Origin of the sequence: Thermomonas sp. (assembly GCF_046293095.1) — a bacterium.
Classification (GTDB): Bacteria; Pseudomonadota; Gammaproteobacteria; order Xanthomonadales; family Xanthomonadaceae; genus Thermomonas.
In genome coordinates, this window is sequence record NZ_JBKBPN010000002.1 from 302,020 (window position 1) to 319,586 (window position 17,567).

A 17,567-nucleotide genomic window follows, 5' to 3' on the forward strand; every position below is an offset into this window, starting at 1 on the left:
TCCTTGCGACGCCCGGGCGGCAGCCTGCCGGCATGCACGCCCAGCTGCGCCTTGTCCTGCCGACGGCCGTTCATGCCGGGCCCGTGCCCGGGGCGGATAATCCGGCCATGGCCGCGCACCCTGCGCTTGATGCATTCCACCCCGCCGTCGCCGGCTGGTTCGCGCGGGCGTTCTCCGCGCCCACCGAGGCCCAGCGGGCGGCGTGGCCGGCAATCGCCGCCGGCCGCGACGTACTGGTTGCGGCGCCCACCGGCTCGGGCAAGACGCTGACGGCGTTTCTCACCGCCATCGACGGCCTGGTGCGTGAGGGGCTGGCGCAGGGTCTGCCCGATGCCACGCTGGTGCTGTACGTATCGCCGCTGAAGGCGCTGTCCAACGACATCCACCTCAACCTGGATGCTCCGCTGGCCGGCATCCGGGCGGCGCTGGAGGGCATGGGCCTGCCGGACGTGCCGATCCGCACCGCGGTGCGCACCGGGGACACGCCGCAGGCCGAGCGCGCGCAGCACCGCAAGCATCCGCCGCACATCCTCGCTACCACGCCGGAGTCGCTGTACGTGCTGCTGGGCTCCGCCTCGGGCCGGGCGATGCTGGAGGCGGTGCGCACGGTGATCGTGGACGAGATCCACGCGCTGGTGCAGAGCAAGCGCGGCAGCCATCTGGCGCTGTCGCTGGAGCGCCTGGATGCCTTGGTGGGGCGGCGTGCGACCCGCATCGGCCTGTCCGCCACCCAGAAGCCGATTGCGGCAGTCGCGAAGTTCCTCAGCGGGGTAGGAGAGAGGGAGTCAGGTCCACTTTCCGACGATCTGGCCATGCCCTTCACGGTAGACCCCTCGGGAAGTGAACCTGACCCCGTTCCTCCCTGCGCGATCATCGATATCGGCCACGACCGTCCGCGCGACCTGGCGCTGGAGCTGCCGCCGGTGCCGCTGGACGCGGTGATGTCGAACGCCCAGTGGGACCTCGTCTACGCGCGTATCGCGGCGCTGGCCGAGCAGCACGCCACCACGCTGGTGTTCGTCAACACGCGACGGATGGCCGAACGGGCCGCGCGCCATCTGGGCGAGCTGCTGGGCAAGGACCACGTGGCGGCCCACCACGGCTCGCTGGCCAAGGAACTGCGGCTGGAGGCGGAACAGCGGCTCAAGCGCGGCGCCCTGAAGGTGCTGGTGGCCACCGCCTCGCTGGAACTGGGCATCGACATCGGCGACGTCGACCTGGTTTGCCAGATCGGTTCGCCGCGCAGCATCGCCGCCTTCCTGCAGCGGGTTGGGCGCGCGGGCCACCACGTGGGCGGCGTGCCGAAAGGGCGCTTGTTCCCGACCAGCCGCGATGAGCTGCTGGAATGCGCCGCACTGCTGGATGCGGTGCGGCGGGGGGAACTGGATGCGCTGCGGATGCCGCCGGCCCCGGTGGACGTGCTGGCCCAGCACATCGTGGCCGAGGTGGCGGCGCGCGAGTGGCATGAGGACGCGCTGTATGGACTGGTACGGCGGGCCTGGCCCTACGCGGGGCTGTCGCGCGAGGCGTTCGATGGACTGCTGGCCATGCTGGCGGAAGGCTTTTCGACCCGCTATGGCCAGCGCGCCCGCTACCTGCATCGCGACGCGGTGAACGGCACGCTGCGCGCGCGCAAGGGCGCACGGCTGGTCGCCATGCAATCCGGCGGCACCATTCCCGACGTGGGCGACTATGCGGTGCTGCTGGAGCCGCAGGCGATCGTGATCGGCACGGTCAACGAGGACTTCGCCATCGAGAGCAGCGCGGGCGACGTATTCCAGCTTGGCAACGCCAGCTACCGTGTTTTGCGGGTGGAAAGCGGGCTTCTGCGGGTAGAGGACGCCGCAGGCGCGCCGCCCACCATCCCGTTCTGGCTGGGTGAAGCGCCGGGCCGCACCGACGAACTCTCGGCCAGCGTGTCGCGGCTGCGCGAAACGTTGCAGGCGCAACTGCAGGCGGGCGGCGAAGCCGGCACGGCGGCGTGGTTGCGCGAAACCCTGGGGCTGGACGCACTGGCGGCCACGCAGCTGGCCGACTATGCCGGCGCGCAGCTGGCCGGTTTCGGCCTGCTGCCGACCCAGCGACACATCGCGCTGGAACGGTTCTTCGATGAATCCGGCGGCACCCAGCTGGTGATCCATTCCCCCTACGGCAGCCGCATCAACAAGGCCTGGGGGCTGGCGCTGCGCAAGCGCTTCTGCCGCCAGTTCAATTTCGAGCTGCAGGCGGCGGCGACCGAGGACGCCATCATCCTGTCGCTGTCCACCAGCCACAGCTTCCCGCTGATCGACGTGATGGGCTACCTGCATTCTGCGACCGCACGGGACGTGCTGGTGCAGGCACTGCTGGACGCGCCGCTGTTCCCCGCGCGCTTCCGCTGGAATGCGACCACCGCGCTGGCGCTGCCGCGTTTCAGCGGCGGGCGCAAGGTGCCGCCGCAGCTGCAGCGGATGAAGGCCGAGGACCTGATGGCCACGGTGTTTCCCGACCAGGTGGCGTGCCTGGAGAACATCGTCGGCGAGCGCGAGGTGCCTGACCATCCGCTGGTGGCACAGACGCTGTGGGACTGCCTGCACGACGCCATGGACCTGGACGGCTGGCTGGGACTGTTGCGCGCGCTGGAAGCCGGCGAAGTGCAGGTGACCGCGCGCGACCTGACCGGGCCGTCGCCGTTCACTGCGGAAGTGCTGGCCGCCCGTCCGTATGCCTTCCTTGACGACGCCCCGCTGGAAGAGCGCCGCACGCGCGCGGTGCAGGCGCGTGGGCTGGGTGAGGTGCGGGCGGCTGGTGACTTGGGCCGGCTGGATCCCGACGCCATTGCCGCCGCGGGCGAAGACGCCTGGCCTCTGGCCGGCAACGCCGACGAGCTGCACGAGGCGCTGATGACGCTGGGAGCTGTCCGCGACGACGAGGCATCCGCCCACGGTTGGCAGGCCCTGTTGGCTGCACTGGCGGAGGCCGGCCGGGCGACGCGCCTGGTGCTGGACGCCGGTGCCCTCTGGGTGGCGGCCGAGCGCCTGCCGCAGCTACGCGCCCTGCATCCCGCCGCGGCCAACCTGCCGAAGGTGGCAGTGCCGGCGCGCCATGCGGTGGACTGGTCGCGTGAGGATGCGCTGCGCGAACTGGTGCGCAGCCGCCTGTCTGCCTCCGGCGTGACCCGGCCTGATGTCCTGGCGGCCGCACTGGCGGTCCCACGCGATGTTGTTGATCTCGCGCTGGCCGCACTGGAACACGAGGGCTACGCGATGCGCGGCCGCTTCCATCCCGAGGCCGACGGCGAGGAGTGGTGCGAACGCCTGCTGCTGGCCCGCATCCACCGCAACACGCTGGGACGGTTGCGGCGCGAGATCGAGCCGGTGGAGGTGCGCGACTACGTACGCTTCCTGTGCGACTGGCAGCATGTTTCGCCGCGTGCCCGGATGCAGGGGCCGGAGGCGCTGGTCGGCGTGCTGGCGCAGCTGGAAGGGTTCGAGGCGGCGGCTGGTGCGTGGGAAAGCGAACTGCTGCCCGCGCGCCTTGGCGACTATGCCATCACCTGGCTGGACGAGCTGTGCGCGGCCGGGCGCATCGCCTGGACCCGGTTGCGCCCCGGCGGGGAGGGTGGGGGGACGCTGGTGCGAGCAGCGCCGATCGTACTGGTGCCGCGTCGTGCTCTTGGCCACTGGGCGCGCGTGGCGGGTGCCGCGTCGGGAGAGGGCGATGCCGCGCTGTCGTCGCGGGCCCGCAAGGTGGAGGACTGCCTGCGCACACGCGGCGCGCTGTTCTTCGATGAACTGGTGGAGGCGGCACGCCTGCTGGAGACGGAGCTGGAGGACGCGCTGGCCGAACTGGTCGCGCGCGGGCGCGCCAGCTGCGACAGCTTCTCCGGACTGCGCGCGCTGCTGCTGCCCGCGGGCAAGCGGCCCGCCGGGTACGCGCGCCACGGACGTCGCGCGTCGTTGACCGGCATCGCGGATGCCGGGCGCTGGAGCCTGGTGCATCGACAGATGGACGAAGAGGGAGCCGGCACCCCTGACGATCCCGCCGCGCTGGAGCATGTGGCGCGGGTCCTGCTGCGCCGGTACGGCGTGGTCTGCTGGCGCCTGCTGGAGCGGGAGGCCGCGTGGCTGCCGCCCTGGCGGGTGTTGCTGCGCGAATACCAGCGGCTGGAAGCCCGCGGCGAGATCCGTGGCGGGCGCTTCCTGTCCGGCGTGGTGGGGCCGCAGTTCGCGCTGCCGGAAGCGGTGGCCGCGCTGCGCGCGATCCGCAAGCGTCCGTACGACGGGGCGCTGGTCGCGGTGTCGGCCAGCGACCCGCTGAACCTCGTGGGCAGCCTGCTGCCGGGGGAGCGGGTCCCGCGTCAGCCCGGGGCCCGGCTGCTGCTCCGGGACGGACTGCCGGTGGCAGCTCTTGTTGGCGGTGAGTTCCATCCGCTGCCGGCGCTGGCGCCGGGCGAGGCGCATGCGGCGAAGGTGGCGCTGCTGCGCGACCCCGGCGCCGCAGGCCACCGGTCGCAGCCCGGTGGACGGCCGATGGCGGACCCGCTGGGCCTGCATCGCTGAGGCGCGAGCGTCGGAAAAGAAAAACGCCCGCATCAGGCGATGCAGGCGTTTCCGGAAGATGGCGCTCCCTACGGGATTCGAACCCGTGTTTTAGCCTTGAGAGGGCCACGTCCTAGGCCTCTAGACGAAGGGAGCTGATGGAGCAGCCGGTTGGACGACCGGTCCGGCACTGCCGTTGGGCGCGCCGAGCTTGCTAGTATAAAAGGCTGCGTCCGCCAATGGCAACGCTTTCCTTTCCGCCGCCAACCGCAGCGCATGACCGACTCCGAACGCCCGACCGACTCCCCCATCCACGAACTGCGCGTGATCCCGCGCGACGTCCACGGCGTCTCCCGCAAGCAGATGAGCCCCAATGCGCTGCGCGTCCTGTACCGCCTGCGCGAGGCAGGATATGGGGCTTACCTCGTGGGCGGCGCGGTGCGTGACCTGCTGATCGGCGGCCACCCCAAGGATTTCGACGTCGCCACCGATGCCACCCCGGAACAGGTCAAAGCGCTGTTCCGCAACTGCCGGTTGATCGGTCGCCGCTTCCGCCTGGCCCACGTGGTCTATGGCCGCGAGATCATCGAGGTGGCTACCTTCCGCGCCAATGGCGGGGACGACGATGGCGACCGCCAGACCGATGACGGCGGTCGGCTGCTGCGCGACAACATCTACGGCACCATCGAAGAGGACGCGGTGCGTCGCGATTTCACTGCCAACGCGCTGTACTACGCGATCGAGGATTTCTCGGTGCGCGACTACGTTGGCGGCTATGCGGATGTGGAAGCGCGGCTGCTGCGGCTGATCGGCGAGCCGGAGGCCCGCTACCGCGAAGACCCCGTGCGCATGCTGCGCGCGGCCCGGCTGGCGGCCAAGCTGGGTTTCACCATCGAGCCGGCCACCGCCGAGCCGATCGCGCGCCTTGCACCGCTGCTGGCGGATGCCGCACCGGCGCGGCTGTTCGAGGAAACCCTGAAACTGTTCCTGGCCGGCCACGCGGTGGCCAGTTTCGAGCATCTGGAGGCGCATGGGCTGCTGCCGGTGCTGCTGCCGGAAACCGCCAAGGCGCTGGCGTCCAACAGCTCCGGCGCGCTGCGGCGGATGCTGCTGCAGGGCCTGCGCAACACCGACAAACGCGTGGCCAACGACGAGCCGGTGTCGCCGGCCTTCCTGTATGCCGTACTGCTGTGGCCGGCCTACTGCCGCACCCTGGCGCAGCTGCAGGCGCAGGGCGTGCATCCGGCGGAAGCCCAGCGTCGCGCTGCCGACCGGGTGACGCTGCACCAGATCGAGCGGGTGGCCCTGCCGCGCCGGTTCTCGCTGCCCATGCAGGAGATCTGGCTGCTGCAGCCGCGCTTCTCGCAGCGCCAGCGCAAGCGCGTGTTCCGCCTGCTGGCGCATCCGCGCTTCCGTGCGGCGTTCGATTTCCTCGAGCTGCGCTTGGCCGCGTCCGATTCCCATGCCGAGGACGTCGCGTTCTGGCGCGAGGCCCAGCAGGAACCGTCCGCGGCGTTGGCCGTGGCCGAAGCGGGGGACGCGGTGGAGGCTGCGGACGGCGAGGGCGATGCGCCGTCGCCGCGCCGTCGTCGTCGCCGCCGCCGCTCGTGAGCGCCACGGCCGGGACGGACATGCATCCGGTCCACGCCTGCATCGGGCTGGGCGCCAATCTCGGTGAGCCCGCGGCGGCCCTGCGCCATGCGTTTGATGCGTTGGCCCGGCTGCCGGCTACGCGCCTGCTGGCCGCCTCCCGCCTGTACCGCACGCCGGCGTGGGGACGCACCGACCAGCCCGATTACGTGAACGCCGCTGCGCTGCTGGAAACCGCGCTGGGCCCGCAGGCACTGCTGGCCGAGCTGCTGGACATCGAGCGTCGCGCCGGCCGCGTCCGCGATGGACTCCGCTGGGGCCCGCGCACGCTGGACCTGGACCTGCTGCTCTACGGTGACCGGATCATCGACCTGCCGGGCCTGCGCGTGCCGCATCCGCACCTGCACGCGCGCGCCTTCGCGCTGGTACCGTTGGCGGAGATCGCCGCGGCCGAGCCGTTCCCCGGCCACGGTTGCGTGGCTGACGCGCTGGCGGGCGTCGATGCCGGCGGCGTGGTGGCCATCGATGCCACCTGAGCAGCGTCGCGGGCGCACCGGCGTTCTGCGCGATAATGCAGGCCTGTCCTGCCGGGAGCCGCAATGAGCGTCCATGCCGAAACCAAGTCCTGGAGCGTCCCGCAGCTGGCGCAGGCGCGCGAGGCCGGCCGCCGGCTGGTGATGCTGACCTGCTATGACGCCAGTTTCGCGCGCGTGCTGGACGACGTCGGCATCGACCTGATCCTGATCGGTGATTCGCTGGGTATGGTGGTGCAGGGTCACGGCTCCACGCTGCCGGTGACCGTGGACGACATCGTCTACCACACCGCCGCGGTCGCCCGTGGCGCCAGATGCGCACTGAAGATCGCCGACTTCCCGTTCGGCGCGGATGCCACGCCGGAACAGGCGCACGCGGCGGCGGTGCGCTTCATCCAGGCGGGCGCGTCGATGGTCAAGCTGGAGGGCGCAGGCCACAAGCTGGCGACCATCCGCTTTCTGGTCGAGCGCGAAATCCCGGTGTGCGCGCACCTGGGCCTCACGCCGCAGTCGGTGCTGAAGATGGGCGGTTTCAAGGTGCAGGGCCGTGAACAGGCCGCCGCCGAGCGCCTGCGCGAGGATGCGCTGGCGGTGGCCGAGGCGGGCGCGGCGCTGCTGGTGCTGGAGGGCGTGCCGGCGGGGTTGGCGACCGAAATCACCGCGGCCAGCCCGATCCCGACCATCGGCATCGGCGCCGGCGCCGGCTGCGACGGCCAGGTGCTGGTGCTGCACGACCTGCTGGGCATCGATACTGGCCACCGCAAGCCGAAGTTCGTGAAGGATTTCCTTGCCGAGGGCGGTTCCATCGCGGGCGCGGTGCGGGCCTATGCCGAGGCGGTGCGCGAAGGTCGCTTCCCTGACGAATCGCACGCCTACCGCTAGGGAATTTCCGAACAATCCGGAGATTCCCGTCGGCCACGGATGGTCAGGCACGCATCGATCGCGCAGGCGATGGCTGCGTGTGAGCCGGGTCCGGAGATGTGCCGGGCTCGGCGTGTAATGGCAACGCCAGGATGGTGTTGTTCAGACCCTGCCTAACCCGTTGCCGCGCGTCGCGGCCGACCCCTTCGCTTCCAGAGTGCACTCCGTGATCCAGACCCTGACCCGACTCGAGCAGCTGCGCGCCACCATCTCGGCCTGGAAGCGCGAGGGGCTGCGCGTCGGCTTCGTGCCGACCATGGGCAACCTGCATGCGGGGCACTACTCGCTGGTGACGCTGGCGCGGCAGCATGCCGACCGGGTGGTCTCCAGCGTATTCGTGAACCCCACCCAGTTCGGCCCGAACGAAGACTTCACCCGCTACCCGCGCACGCCCGAGGCCGACACCCGCGGGCTGGCCGCCGCCGGCTGCGACGCGCTGTGGCTGCCCGAGGTGGAGGCGATGTATCCCTTCGGCGTGGAGCTGGCGGCGAAGATCCACGTCCCTGGCGTCAGCGGCGTGCTGGAAGGTGCCTGCCGTCCCGGTCACTTCGATGGCGTGTGCACGGTGGTGACGCGCCTGTTCAACCAGGTCCAGCCCGACGTGGCCGCGTTCGGCCGCAAGGACTTCCAGCAGCTCGCGGTGATCCGCCAGCTGGTAGCCGACCTGCAGATGCCGGTGGAGATCCTGGCCGGTGAGATCGTGCGCGAGGACGATGGCTTGGCGATGAGTTCCCGCAACCAGTACCTGTCGCCGGACGAGCGCGCCGTCGCGCCGGCCATTCACCGCACCTTGCTGGCGATGCATGCATCGATGCAGGCCGGGGTGCCGCGCGCCCGGGTGGAGGCGGAAGCCGATGCGGCCCTGCGCAGCGCCGGTTTCGTGCCCGACTATGCCGTGGTGCGTCGCCCTGATTTCAGCGAGCCGGCGGACGGCGAGGGCGGGGCGAGGGTCGCACTGATCGCGGCCCGGTTGGGGCGAACCCGGCTGATCGACAACGTCGAGTTCGACCTGCCCGCATAAGACCTGCCCTGCGTTTTGTTGCGCTGCGCCATGGACGGGTATACTGCGCGTTCCGCCTGCGCGGAGCCGTTCCACCGGAGTCGACGACCATGCAACTCACCCTGCTCAAGGGCAAGATCCACCGCGCTACCGTGACCCACGCCGAGCTGCACTATGAAGGCTCCTGTGCCATCGATGGCCGCCTGCTCGACATCGCCGGCATCCGCGAATACGAGCGCATCGACATCTACGACGTCACCAGCGGCGAGCGCTATTCCACCTACGCCATCCGCGGCGAGGAGGGCAGCGGCGTGATCTCGGTGAACGGCGCGGCCGCGCACAAGTCGCAGGTCGGCAATCTGGTCATCATCTGTGCCTACGTGCAGTGCGATGAGGCCGAGGCGGCCGCGCACAAGCCGGTGTGCGTGTACGTGGACCGCGAGAACCGCCTGACCCACACCAACCACTCGATGCCGAAGCAGGCGGCCTGACCGGCATGGGGGAGCTGCTGGACGGTTTGCAGGCGCATGCCGAGCGGCTGGCCGGCACACCGCTGCCGGCACTCATCGCCGCCGATCCCGCCCGTGCCAGCGATTTCGCGCTGCGCTGCGGACCGATCTATGCCAACTTCGCCCGGCAGCGCTATGACCGTGCCGCGCTGGATGCCCTGTTTTCGATCGCAGAACGGGCCGACCTGGCCGATGCGATGCGGCGGCTGCTGGAAGGCGAGCAGGTCAACCCTACCGAGGGCCGTGCGGCCCTGCATGGCGCGCTGCGCGGGACTGCTGCCGGCTCCGCCTTCGCGTTGGCAGCACGTGCGCAGGCGCTGTCCGCGCAGCTGCGCATGCGCGAGCTGGTCGAGTCGCTGGCTGCAAGCCCGGTCACCGACGTTATCAGCATCGGCATCGGTGGCTCCGACCTGGGGCCGCGCCTGATCGTCGATGCGCTGGCGCGACCGGACGCCCGCTTCCGCGTGCATTTCCTCTCCAACATGGATGGCAACGCGGCCCGCCGCGTGCTGGCAACGCTGGATCCGCGGCGCACCGCCGCGGTGATGATCTCGAAGACGTTCGGAACGCAGGAAACGCTGCTCAACGGCGCCATCGTCCGCGACTGGCTGGGGGACGACACGCGCCTCTACGCCGTCAGCACCAACGCCGAGCGCGTGGCCGGGTTCGGCATCCCGCCGGAGCGCACCCTGCCGATGTGGGACTGGGTGGGGGGGCGCTATTCGCTTTGGTCGGCGGTCGGCTTCCCGATCGCGCTGGCGCTGGGCATGGACGGCTTCGAGGCCCTGCTGGAGGGGGCTGCGGCGCTGGATGCCCATGCCCTGCACGCGCCGCTGCGCGCCAACCTGCCCGTCTGGCACGCGCTGACCGCGGTGTGGAACCGCAACGCCCTGCACGCCGCCACTCAGGCCGTGCTGCCCTACGACGACCGCCTGCGGCTGCTGCCCAGCTACCTGCAGCAGCTGGTGATGGAGAGCCTGGGCAAGTCGGTGCGGCTGGACGGCAGCGACATCGACCTGCACACCGTCCCGGTGTGGTGGGGCGGCGCCGGCACCGACACCCAGCACAGCTTCTTCCAGGCCCTGCACCAGGGCACCCAGGTGGTGCCGGCCGACTTCATCGGCGTGGTGCGGGCCGACCATCCGTATGCGGCCAATCACGCCGCGCTGCTCGCCAACCTGCTGGCGCAGACCGAGGCGCTGGCCAACGGACGCGACAGCGACGACCCGCACCGGCGCTACCCGGGCAACCGTCCCAGCACGCTGCTGCTGCTGGACGCGCTGACCCCGCAGGCGCTGGGCATGCTGATCGCCCTGTACGAGCACAGCGTCTACCTGCAGTCGGTGCTGTGGGGCATCAATGCGTTCGACCAGTTCGGTGTCGAGCTGGGCAAGCAGCTGGCCGACCGGCTGCTGCCGGCGCTGCGCGGCGAGCGCGAGGCCGACGATCCGGTGACCCGCGCGCTGCTGGCGGAACTGCGCGGCAGCGCGACCTAGGGCATCTCCGAAACACGCGGAGATTCCCGTCGGCCCCGGATGGCCTTCCCTAGCCGGCGGCAGGTGCTTGCGCCGGTGCCGCAGGCCCGGACGCGAGCAACGCATCGATGGCGCCCGCCAGCGCCGCCAGCGCCTCGCGATCCATCGGATCGGCCTGCAGCCCGCGCACGGCGTCACCCAGCTGCGCCGCCCCGACGAAACCGCAGCTGGCGACCAGCCGGTGCAGTTCGCCGCGCACTGCCGCCAGGTCGCCGGTGGTGATGCCTTCCGCGATGCGCAGGCGCTGGCCCGGCAGTTCGGCCAGGAACATCGCGCGCAGGGCCTGCACGTGTGCGGGTTGCCCGCCCAGCGCGGACAGTGCGGCAGCATCGTTCCAGCAGGGTGGCGCGGCGATATGTGCGGGCAGGGCGCGTCGCAGCGCGGCCTGCAGTGTCGTTACGGACAGCGGCTTGTGCAGCACCTCGGCGAAGCCGGCGGCGCGCAGCCGCGCGTGCTGGCCGGGGTCCAGGTCGGCCGTGTGCGCCAGCGCCACGGTGGCGATACCGGCCTCGCGCAGGGCGCGCAGCAGGTCCTCGCCGCGGCCGTCCGGCAGGTTGGCATCGAACAGGAACAGGTCGAACGTGCCGGTGCTGCAGGCTGCTTCGGCCTCGGCCCGACTGGCTGCCTGTATCACCTCCGCGGGCAGCGCTGCCGCGGCGGTGGCCAGGAACGCGGCGCTGACCGGATCGTCCTCGACCAGCAGCAGGCGCGGCGCCGTGGGCGGCGGGGCAGGGGAAGGATTCATCGCGGGGTCTCCCGGCCTTTGTATGCTGCGCGGATGTCGCGTCCGATCCTACTGCTTTGCCTGTGCCTCGGCGCGCTGCTGGCGCCTGCGTGGGCTTCGGCGCGGGTGGCGCAGCTGCGGGCGGAGCGGGTCACCACGCCGGTCGGCACCCTGACGCAGGTGCGCCTGCGGCTGGACTGGCCGCAGGGCGCGGCACGCGGCGAGTTGCAGTTGTGGGTCGGGCGGTTGGACGCGCCCGACCTGGGCTACCGCGGGCGCGACCTGCACTGGCGCTGCCCGCTGGCGCGCACGCTGGCCGGCGGCTGGCGCTGCGAGGGCGTGCTGCTGGCCGGCGACACCCGGCCGCTGCGGCTGGCGGTGGCACTTGAACCTGCGACCACCCGGGCAACGCTGTCGCAGGGGGGCGCACGGCTGGCGCTGGTGCGCACCGCGGCCGTCCCCGACCTGACCACGTTCGACCTGCGCGCCGTGCCCCTGGCCTGGGCGCAGGCGCTGCTGGCGCAGGCGTGGCCGGCCGGACGATTGAAGGCCGGCACGCTGGACGGGCGGCTGCAGCTGGCAACGCCGGCGCGCGGCCCGCTGCGGGTGGAGGGCCCGCTGCACCTGCGCGGCGCGGGGTTCGAGAACGCCGATGCCAGCATCGTCGGCGAGGGGCTGCGCGCCGACCTGCAGGTGGACTACCGCAGCACTTCCGCAGCCACCCGCGCCAGCGTGGCGGGCGCGCTGCTGGGCGGCGAGTTCCTGGCCGGCAACACCTACGTGGCGCTGCCGGCGACGCCGGTGGGGCTGGAGATCGAGGCCCGTCAGTCCGCGGGCGCGGGCTGGTCGCTGCCGCGGCTGGCATGGCGTGATGGCGACGTGCTGGCCGCCGAGGGCACCGCCGCGCTCTCCGAGGCCGGCGATCTGGACGCGCTGGACGTGCGCGTGCGCAGCGACGACATGACGCCGCTGCGCACGCGCTACCTCTCCGGCTGGATGGGGCTGGTTGGGTTGGGCAACGTGGACCTGCACGGCGCGATGAGGCTGGAGGCCCGCGTCGCCGGTGGCCGTCTGGCCGGTGTCGATACGCACCTGCAGGGCGTGGATTTGCGCGATCCGGACGGGCGCTTCGTCTTCGACGGCCTGCGCGGCGACCTGCGCTACTCCGCGGGCGCGCCGGTGACCAGTGCGCTGCAGTGGGACGGCGGCCAACTGTATGGGCTGGCCTTCGGCGCGGCCCGGCTGCCGTTCGCCAGCGCTGCAGGTGCGCTGCGGGTGGACGGCGCGGTGGACATGCCCATGCTGGGCGGTCGGCTGGGCCTGCGCGATGTCATCATCCGTCCGCCGCAGGACGGCGCCGGTGCCGACATCCGCTTCGGCATGCATCTGGCGGGGATCGACTTCGCCAAAGTCTCGCAGGCGCTGGGCCTGCCGCCGTTCCAGGGGCGGCTGGATGGCGACCTGCCGCACGTGCACTACGCCAACGACCGCATCGATTTCGACGGTGGGCTGTCGCTTGGCCTGTTCGATGGCCGGGTCGCCTTTTCCTCGCTTGCCCTGGAGCGTCCGTTCGGCACCGCGCCCAGCCTCAGCGCCGACGTCGCGATGGACGATCTGGATCTGTTGCGCCTCACCGAAGTGCTGGGCTTCGGCAGCATCACCGGGCGGCTGGACGGTCGCATCACCGGCTTGCGGCTGGTGGACTGGATGCCGGTGATGTTCGACGCGCGGTTCGTCACCGACGGCGACGGCAAGCGCGGTATCCCGCAGCGCATCAGCCAGCGCGCGGTGCAGGACATCAGCAGCGTCGGCGACGCCTCGTTCGTCACCAGCCTGCAGGGCAAGCTGATCGGTCTGTTCTCCGATTTCGGCTACCGCCGCATCGGGATCGGCTGCCGGTTGGAGAACCAGATCTGCACGATGTCCGGCCTGCGTTCAGCGGGAAACGCCTTTACTATCGTCGAAGGCAAGGGCATCCCGCGCCTGGACGTGGTGGGTTTCAACCGCGCGGTGGATTGGCCGACGCTGGTGGAACGCCTGGCGGCGGCCGGCAGGGGCGATGTGGCCCCGGTGGTGGACTGAACGGCAACCGGATTGGACAACCCGAGGAGCAAGGCGATGAAACATTGGATGGGCATGCCGGTTGCGGCGGCGCTGCTGCTGAGCGCATGCGTGACGATCAACGTGTACTTCCCGGCGGCCGAGGCCAAGGAGGCGGCCAAGGAATTCGTCGAGAAAATCATCAACGATGCCGACAAGGTCGAAATCAAGGAGAGCCCGGCCGGTGGCGGCGGCATGGCGATGCTGGACCGCGGCATCGGCGGGGATCTGTCTGGCTTCGATCCGTGGGTGCTGGTGGGCATCGGCAGCGCGCGTGCGCAGTCCACGCCGGATATCACCCTCAAGACCCCGGCCATCCAGGCCATCCAGGCGCGCATGGAGGCCCGCTTCAACACCATCCTGCGCGCCGGTTTCGACAGCGGCGCGCTGGGTTTCACACGCGACGGGCTGATCACCGTGCGCGATCCCTCCAAGGTGGAATTGAAGGACCGCGTGGCGCTGAATTCTGCAGTGGCCGATGACAACCGCGACCGCAAGGCGGTCTATCGGGAAGTGGCTGTGGCCAATGGCCATCCGGAATGGGAAGACCAGATCCGCGACGTGTTCGCCAAGCAGTGGATCGCCAGCGCCAAGCCCGGCTGGTGGTACGAATCCGCTGGCGGCTGGAAGCAGAAGTAAGCCCGCAATGCCCGGCCTGGGCCGGGCATTGCGTGGGTGCAACCTGCGCCGTGTGGCGCATGGGGCTCTCAGTCGAGGAACTGCAGCTGCGCCAGTTCCGCATACAGCCCGCCCTGCGCCAGCAGTTCGGCGTGGGTGCCCTCGGCAACGATGCGGCCGTGATCCATCACCACGATGCGGTCAGCCTTCAGGACGGTGGCCAGACGGTGCGCCACCACCAGCGTGGTGCGGCCGGCCATCAGGTTCTCCAGTGCCTGCTGTACGGCGCGCTCGCTGTGGGCGTCCAGCGCCGAGGTGGCCTCGTCCAGCAGCAGGATCGGCGCGTCCTTGAGCAGGGCGCGGGCGATCGCCACGCGCTGTTGCTGGCCGCCGGACAGGCGGGCGCCGCGTTCGCCCAGCTCGCTGGCGAAGCCGTGGGGCAGGGCGTCCAGGAACTCCTCGGCGCGGGCGGAGCGGGCGGCGGCGCGCACGTCAGCGTCGCTGGCATCCAACCTTCCGTAGCGGATATTGTCCGCGGCGCTGGCCGCGAAGATCACCGGCGACTGCGGCACCAATGCAACCACGCCGCGCAGCGCGACCGGGTCCAAGTTGCGGATGTCGATGCCATCCAGCAGGATGCGGCCGGACTGGGGATCGTGGAAGCGCAACAGCAGCGAGAACACGGTGCTCTTGCCGGCACCGGACGGCCCCACCAGCGCCACCGTCTCGCCGGGGCGTATGTGCAGGCTGAACCCCTCCAGTGCTGCCGTGTCGGGTCGCTGGGGATAGTGGAAGGTCACGTCCTCGAAGGTGATCTCGCCGCGCACCGGCGACGGCAGCGTCTGCGGCTGTGCAGGTGCGGTGATGGCAGGCGCCTGCTGGAGCAGGTCGTGGATGCGGCCCATGCCGCCGGCCGCTTTCTGCAGTTCATTCCACACCTCGGCCAGCGCGCCCACCGAGCCGCCGCCAATGAGTGCGTACATCACGAACTGGCCCAGCGCGCCGGCGCTCAGCCGGCCGGCGATGACATCGTGCGCACCTGACCACAGCACCACGATCACGGCGCCGAAGATCAGGCCGATGGCGATGGCGGTCACCACGGCCTGCGCGCCGATCCGCTTGCGTGCGGTGGCAACCGCGGCCGCCATCGCCTGGGCATAGCGGCCGCGTTCGTATTGTTCGCGCGAGTGCGCCTGCACCGTGCGCACCGCGCCCAGCGCCTCGGTGGCCAGTGCGTTGGCATCGGCGATCCGGTCCTGGCTGGCACGCGAGACTTTCTGGATGCGGCGTGCCCCGATCACGATAGGCGCTACCGCCAGCGGAATGCCTAGCAGTGCCCAGGCGGCCAGTTTGGGGCTGGTCACGAACAGCATCACCATGGCGCCAATCACGGTCACACTGCTGCGCAGGGCCACCGACATGCTGGAGGCGATGACGCTGCGCAGCAGCTCGGCATCGGCGGTCAGGCGCGAGACAAGCTCGCCGCTGCGGTTGCGGTCATAGAACTCCGCATCGAGATCCAGCAGGTGCGCGTAGAGCTGGCTGCGCAGGTCGGCGACCACTTTCTCGCCCAGCAGGGTGACAAAGAAATAGCGGGCCGCAGTGGCCAGTGCCAGCGCCACGATCACCACCAGCACCAGGGCGAAGGTACGGTCGATGTTGGCGCCGCTGCTGAAGCCGTGGTCGATCATCTGCCGGAACGCTACCGGCAGACTCAGCGTGGCAGTCGACGAAAAGGCCAGCGCGACCAGCCAGGCGCTGAACAGGCCGCCGTGGCGGCGGATGAACGGCCACAGGGCACGCAGGGAACCGAGGGGCGCCTTGGTCGGCGCCGGGGTGGGGGAATTCATGCGTGCAGTTTAAGGAATCTACGAACAGTCCGGAGATTCCCGTCGGCCATGAATGGCCGACCCCGCATCGATCGCGCAAGCGATGGACGCGGGTGAGCCGGGTCCGGACATGGACCGGGCCCGGCGTGGGCTGACAACGTCAGGATGGCGTTCTTCAGACCTTGCTTGACGGGGGGCTGCCGCATCGCCTTGCGGTGGGTCACTCGCCGGGCTTGCCCGGCGCGGGAGGCAGGAGCTCGCGCAGCTCCGGCGGCAGGGGAGCATCGGGATAGCGTCGGCGGAACTCCTCCAGACTGGCACGCGCGAGGTCGCGCTGGCCTTGTCGCAGCAGCTCGCCAATGCGGCGCAGCCACGCCGCGCGCACGGCCGCGGAGTCCGCCGTGGCCGGCGGCACGTCCTCGTCCGGGGCATCGTCTGCCGCCGGGACAGGGCTCATCGGTCGCAAGGATTCGGTTGCAGGGGCGGCGGCAGGAGGCAACCCGGCTTCGACTATCTTCCTGGGTGCAGTCGCCGCCATCGCTGCAGGAGGCGCGGGAGGTGGTGGGGGAGGTGGCGCCATGGTGGCCGGAGCCCCAGCCGCCGGTATCGGGGGCGTATCGGGCAGCGCGGCGGGCGCAACCGTTTCCGCGCGGCTGCTGGCGGCGTTGCGCGGCGCGGCGTGCGCCTCGGCGGTGGATGGCACGCCGCGCGCGGCGGTGGCCGCGCGCTCGGCGCGGGCGGTGGGGGCTGCGGGTGCGGGTGCAGGGGGCGCGGCCGATGGAAGCGGGGCCGCTGCGGATCGGCCGGATGCCGTGGGCGCGGCATCGGCGACAGGCCGATCCGGTGTCCTGTCCGGCGGCGATTCCAGCTGCATGCGCCAGGCGACGCCAAGCGCCAGGCACAGGGATGCTGCCAGACCCAGCGGCACCGCCCAGCGTCCGCGACGGCGGGTTGTCGCGGACGGCGTGCCCTGCGCCGCGGCGTGGGCGGCAGCCAGGATGCGCGCATCCAGCGCTGCGTCCGGGCCGGTGCGGCCATGCAGGCGCGGCAACCGGGCGGCCACCGCACGTTCATCCGCATCCAGCGGGTCGCGCGGGGCCTGGTTCATGCCGGCCACCTCGCGCGCAGTTTGTCCATGGCATAGCGCAGGCGCGATTTCACGGTCTCCCGTCCGACGCCGGTGACCGCGCCGATTTCTTCCAGCGTCAACTCCTGTTCCAGGCGCAACAGCAATACCTCGCGTTGTTCATCCGGCAGGGCATCCAGCGCCCGCTGCAGGTGGCGGCGGTGTTCGAATTCGGACAATACCCGCTCCGGCGTATCGTCGTCGGCCAGGCAGTGCAGGCGTGCGTCCGCATCCAGCGGAGGAGCGGGACGGCGGGCCTGGGCGCGCCAGTGGTCGCCCAGACGGTGGTGGGCGATGGTGTAGAGCCAGGCGGTGAATCCCGCATCCGGCTTCCAGCCCGCACGCGCGGCGATCACGCGCTGCCAGATGTCCTGGAACAGTTCGTCGGCCAGGGCATCCTCGTGGAGACGGCGCAGCAGATAGCGGTAGAGCTTCAGCCGATGGCGTGCATAGAGTTGTTCGAAGGCGCCCGCCTCGCCGGCCACCCATGCCAGCATCAGCACTTCGTCGTTGGGTCCGGGCGCGTTCATCGGTGCCAGCCTACGGGCCGCTGCGCTTGCCG

The 17,567-nt window shown here is 71.0% G+C and carries 12 protein-coding genes, 1 tRNA gene and 1 pseudogene; 9 read left to right on the top strand and 5 right to left on the bottom strand.

Annotated features, from left to right (window positions below):
• Positions 1-107: 107 nt before the first annotated feature.
• Positions 108-4,541: a DEAD/DEAH box helicase gene (locus ACK4SG_RS04845; RefSeq protein ID WP_409600266.1), complete on the top strand. Its 4,434-nt coding sequence runs from the start codon at positions 108-110 to the stop codon at positions 4,539-4,541.
• Positions 4,542-4,600: 59 nt separating this feature from the next.
• Here the strand turns inward: ACK4SG_RS04845 and ACK4SG_RS04850 are convergent.
• A tRNA-Glu gene (locus ACK4SG_RS04850) sits at positions 4,601-4,676 on the bottom strand.
• 162 nt (positions 4,677-4,838) lie between these two features.
• On the opposite strand from ACK4SG_RS04850, the pseudogene pcnB reads away from it, so the two are divergent.
• The 6 genes and pseudogenes from pcnB to pgi all read left to right on the top strand — a co-directional run.
• Positions 4,839-6,131 (top strand): annotated as a pseudogene (pcnB, locus tag ACK4SG_RS04855) (polynucleotide adenylyltransferase PcnB); the annotation flags it as partial.
• Positions 6,132-6,151: 20 nt separating this feature from the next.
• Complete coding sequence (folK, locus tag ACK4SG_RS04860) at positions 6,152-6,646, top strand: 2-amino-4-hydroxy-6-hydroxymethyldihydropteridine diphosphokinase (protein WP_409600268.1); 495 nt, start codon at positions 6,152-6,154, stop codon at positions 6,644-6,646.
• Between the two features lie 63 nt (positions 6,647-6,709).
• A complete protein-coding gene (gene panB / locus ACK4SG_RS04865) occupies positions 6,710-7,525 on the top strand; it encodes a 3-methyl-2-oxobutanoate hydroxymethyltransferase (RefSeq protein ID WP_409600270.1) in 816 nt (271 codons plus the stop codon).
• 205 nt (positions 7,526-7,730) lie between these two features.
• Positions 7,731-8,585: a pantoate--beta-alanine ligase gene (gene panC / locus ACK4SG_RS04870; RefSeq protein WP_409600272.1), complete on the top strand. Its 855-nt coding sequence runs from the start codon at positions 7,731-7,733 to the stop codon at positions 8,583-8,585.
• 89 nt (positions 8,586-8,674) lie between these two features.
• The gene (panD, locus tag ACK4SG_RS04875) at positions 8,675-9,055 is read left to right on the top strand and encodes an aspartate 1-decarboxylase (RefSeq protein ID WP_114960220.1); all 381 of its coding nucleotides are present in this window, start codon (positions 8,675-8,677) and stop codon (positions 9,053-9,055) included.
• A gap of 5 nt (positions 9,056-9,060) precedes the next feature.
• Complete coding sequence (gene pgi / locus ACK4SG_RS04880; RefSeq protein WP_409600275.1) at positions 9,061-10,569, top strand: glucose-6-phosphate isomerase; 1,509 nt, start codon at positions 9,061-9,063, stop codon at positions 10,567-10,569.
• Positions 10,570-10,618: 49 nt separating this feature from the next.
• Here pgi and ACK4SG_RS04885 read toward each other — a convergent pair whose 3' ends face one another.
• Complete coding sequence (locus ACK4SG_RS04885; RefSeq protein WP_409600277.1) at positions 10,619-11,353, bottom strand: response regulator; 735 nt, start codon at positions 11,351-11,353, stop codon at positions 10,619-10,621.
• 33 nt (positions 11,354-11,386) lie between these two features.
• Here ACK4SG_RS04885 and ACK4SG_RS04890 point away from each other — a divergent pair, with 33 nt between their 5' ends.
• Together ACK4SG_RS04890 and ACK4SG_RS04895 are read left to right on the top strand one after the other, a co-directional pair.
• Positions 11,387-13,414, top strand: a complete 2,028-nt coding sequence (locus ACK4SG_RS04890; RefSeq protein ID WP_409600279.1) for a hypothetical protein — start codon at positions 11,387-11,389, stop codon at positions 13,412-13,414.
• Positions 13,415-13,450: 36 nt separating this feature from the next.
• Positions 13,451-14,071: a YdbL family protein gene (locus ACK4SG_RS04895; RefSeq protein ID WP_409600281.1), complete on the top strand. Its 621-nt coding sequence runs from the start codon at positions 13,451-13,453 to the stop codon at positions 14,069-14,071.
• A 68-nt stretch (positions 14,072-14,139) separates the two neighbouring features.
• On the opposite strand, the gene ACK4SG_RS04900 is transcribed toward ACK4SG_RS04895, so the two are convergent.
• From ACK4SG_RS04900 to ACK4SG_RS04910, 3 genes are all read right to left on the bottom strand, one after another.
• Positions 14,140-15,900: an ABC transporter transmembrane domain-containing protein gene (locus ACK4SG_RS04900; protein WP_409600283.1), complete on the bottom strand. Its 1,761-nt coding sequence runs from the start codon at positions 15,898-15,900 to the stop codon at positions 14,140-14,142.
• Between the two features lie 199 nt (positions 15,901-16,099).
• On the bottom strand, positions 16,100-16,987 hold the full coding sequence (locus ACK4SG_RS04905) for a hypothetical protein (protein WP_409600285.1): 888 nt from the start codon (positions 16,985-16,987) through the stop codon (positions 16,100-16,102).
• Positions 16,984-17,535 (bottom strand): RNA polymerase sigma factor, encoded by a 552-nt coding sequence (locus ACK4SG_RS04910; protein WP_409600287.1) that lies wholly within the window; start codon positions 17,533-17,535, stop codon positions 16,984-16,986. The genes ACK4SG_RS04905 and ACK4SG_RS04910 overlap by 4 nt, the downstream gene beginning before the upstream one ends.
• Positions 17,536-17,567 lie beyond the last annotated feature (32 nt).

Coding starts and splice junctions, on each gene's coding strand:
- ACK4SG_RS04845 (WP_409600266.1), top strand. CDS start 108: ATGGCCGCGCACCCTGCGCTTGATGCATTCCACCCCGCCGTCGCCGGC.
- folK (WP_409600268.1), top strand. CDS start 6,152: ATGCATCCGGTCCACGCCTGCATCGGGCTGGGCGCCAATCTCGGTGAG.
- panB (WP_409600270.1), top strand. CDS start 6,710: ATGAGCGTCCATGCCGAAACCAAGTCCTGGAGCGTCCCGCAGCTGGCG.
- panD (WP_114960220.1), top strand. CDS start 8,675: ATGCAACTCACCCTGCTCAAGGGCAAGATCCACCGCGCTACCGTGACC.
- pgi (WP_409600275.1), top strand. CDS start 9,061: ATGGGGGAGCTGCTGGACGGTTTGCAGGCGCATGCCGAGCGGCTGGCC.
- ACK4SG_RS04885 (WP_409600277.1), bottom strand. CDS start 11,353: ATGAATCCTTCCCCTGCCCCGCCGCCCACGGCGCCGCGCCTGCTGCTG.
- ACK4SG_RS04890 (WP_409600279.1), top strand. CDS start 11,387: ATGTCGCGTCCGATCCTACTGCTTTGCCTGTGCCTCGGCGCGCTGCTG.
- ACK4SG_RS04895 (WP_409600281.1), top strand. CDS start 13,451: ATGAAACATTGGATGGGCATGCCGGTTGCGGCGGCGCTGCTGCTGAGC.
- ACK4SG_RS04900 (WP_409600283.1), bottom strand. CDS start 15,900: ATGAATTCCCCCACCCCGGCGCCGACCAAGGCGCCCCTCGGTTCCCTG.
- ACK4SG_RS04905 (WP_409600285.1), bottom strand. CDS start 16,987: ATGAACCAGGCCCCGCGCGACCCGCTGGATGCGGATGAACGTGCGGTG.
- ACK4SG_RS04910 (WP_409600287.1), bottom strand. CDS start 17,535: ATGAACGCGCCCGGACCCAACGACGAAGTGCTGATGCTGGCATGGGTG.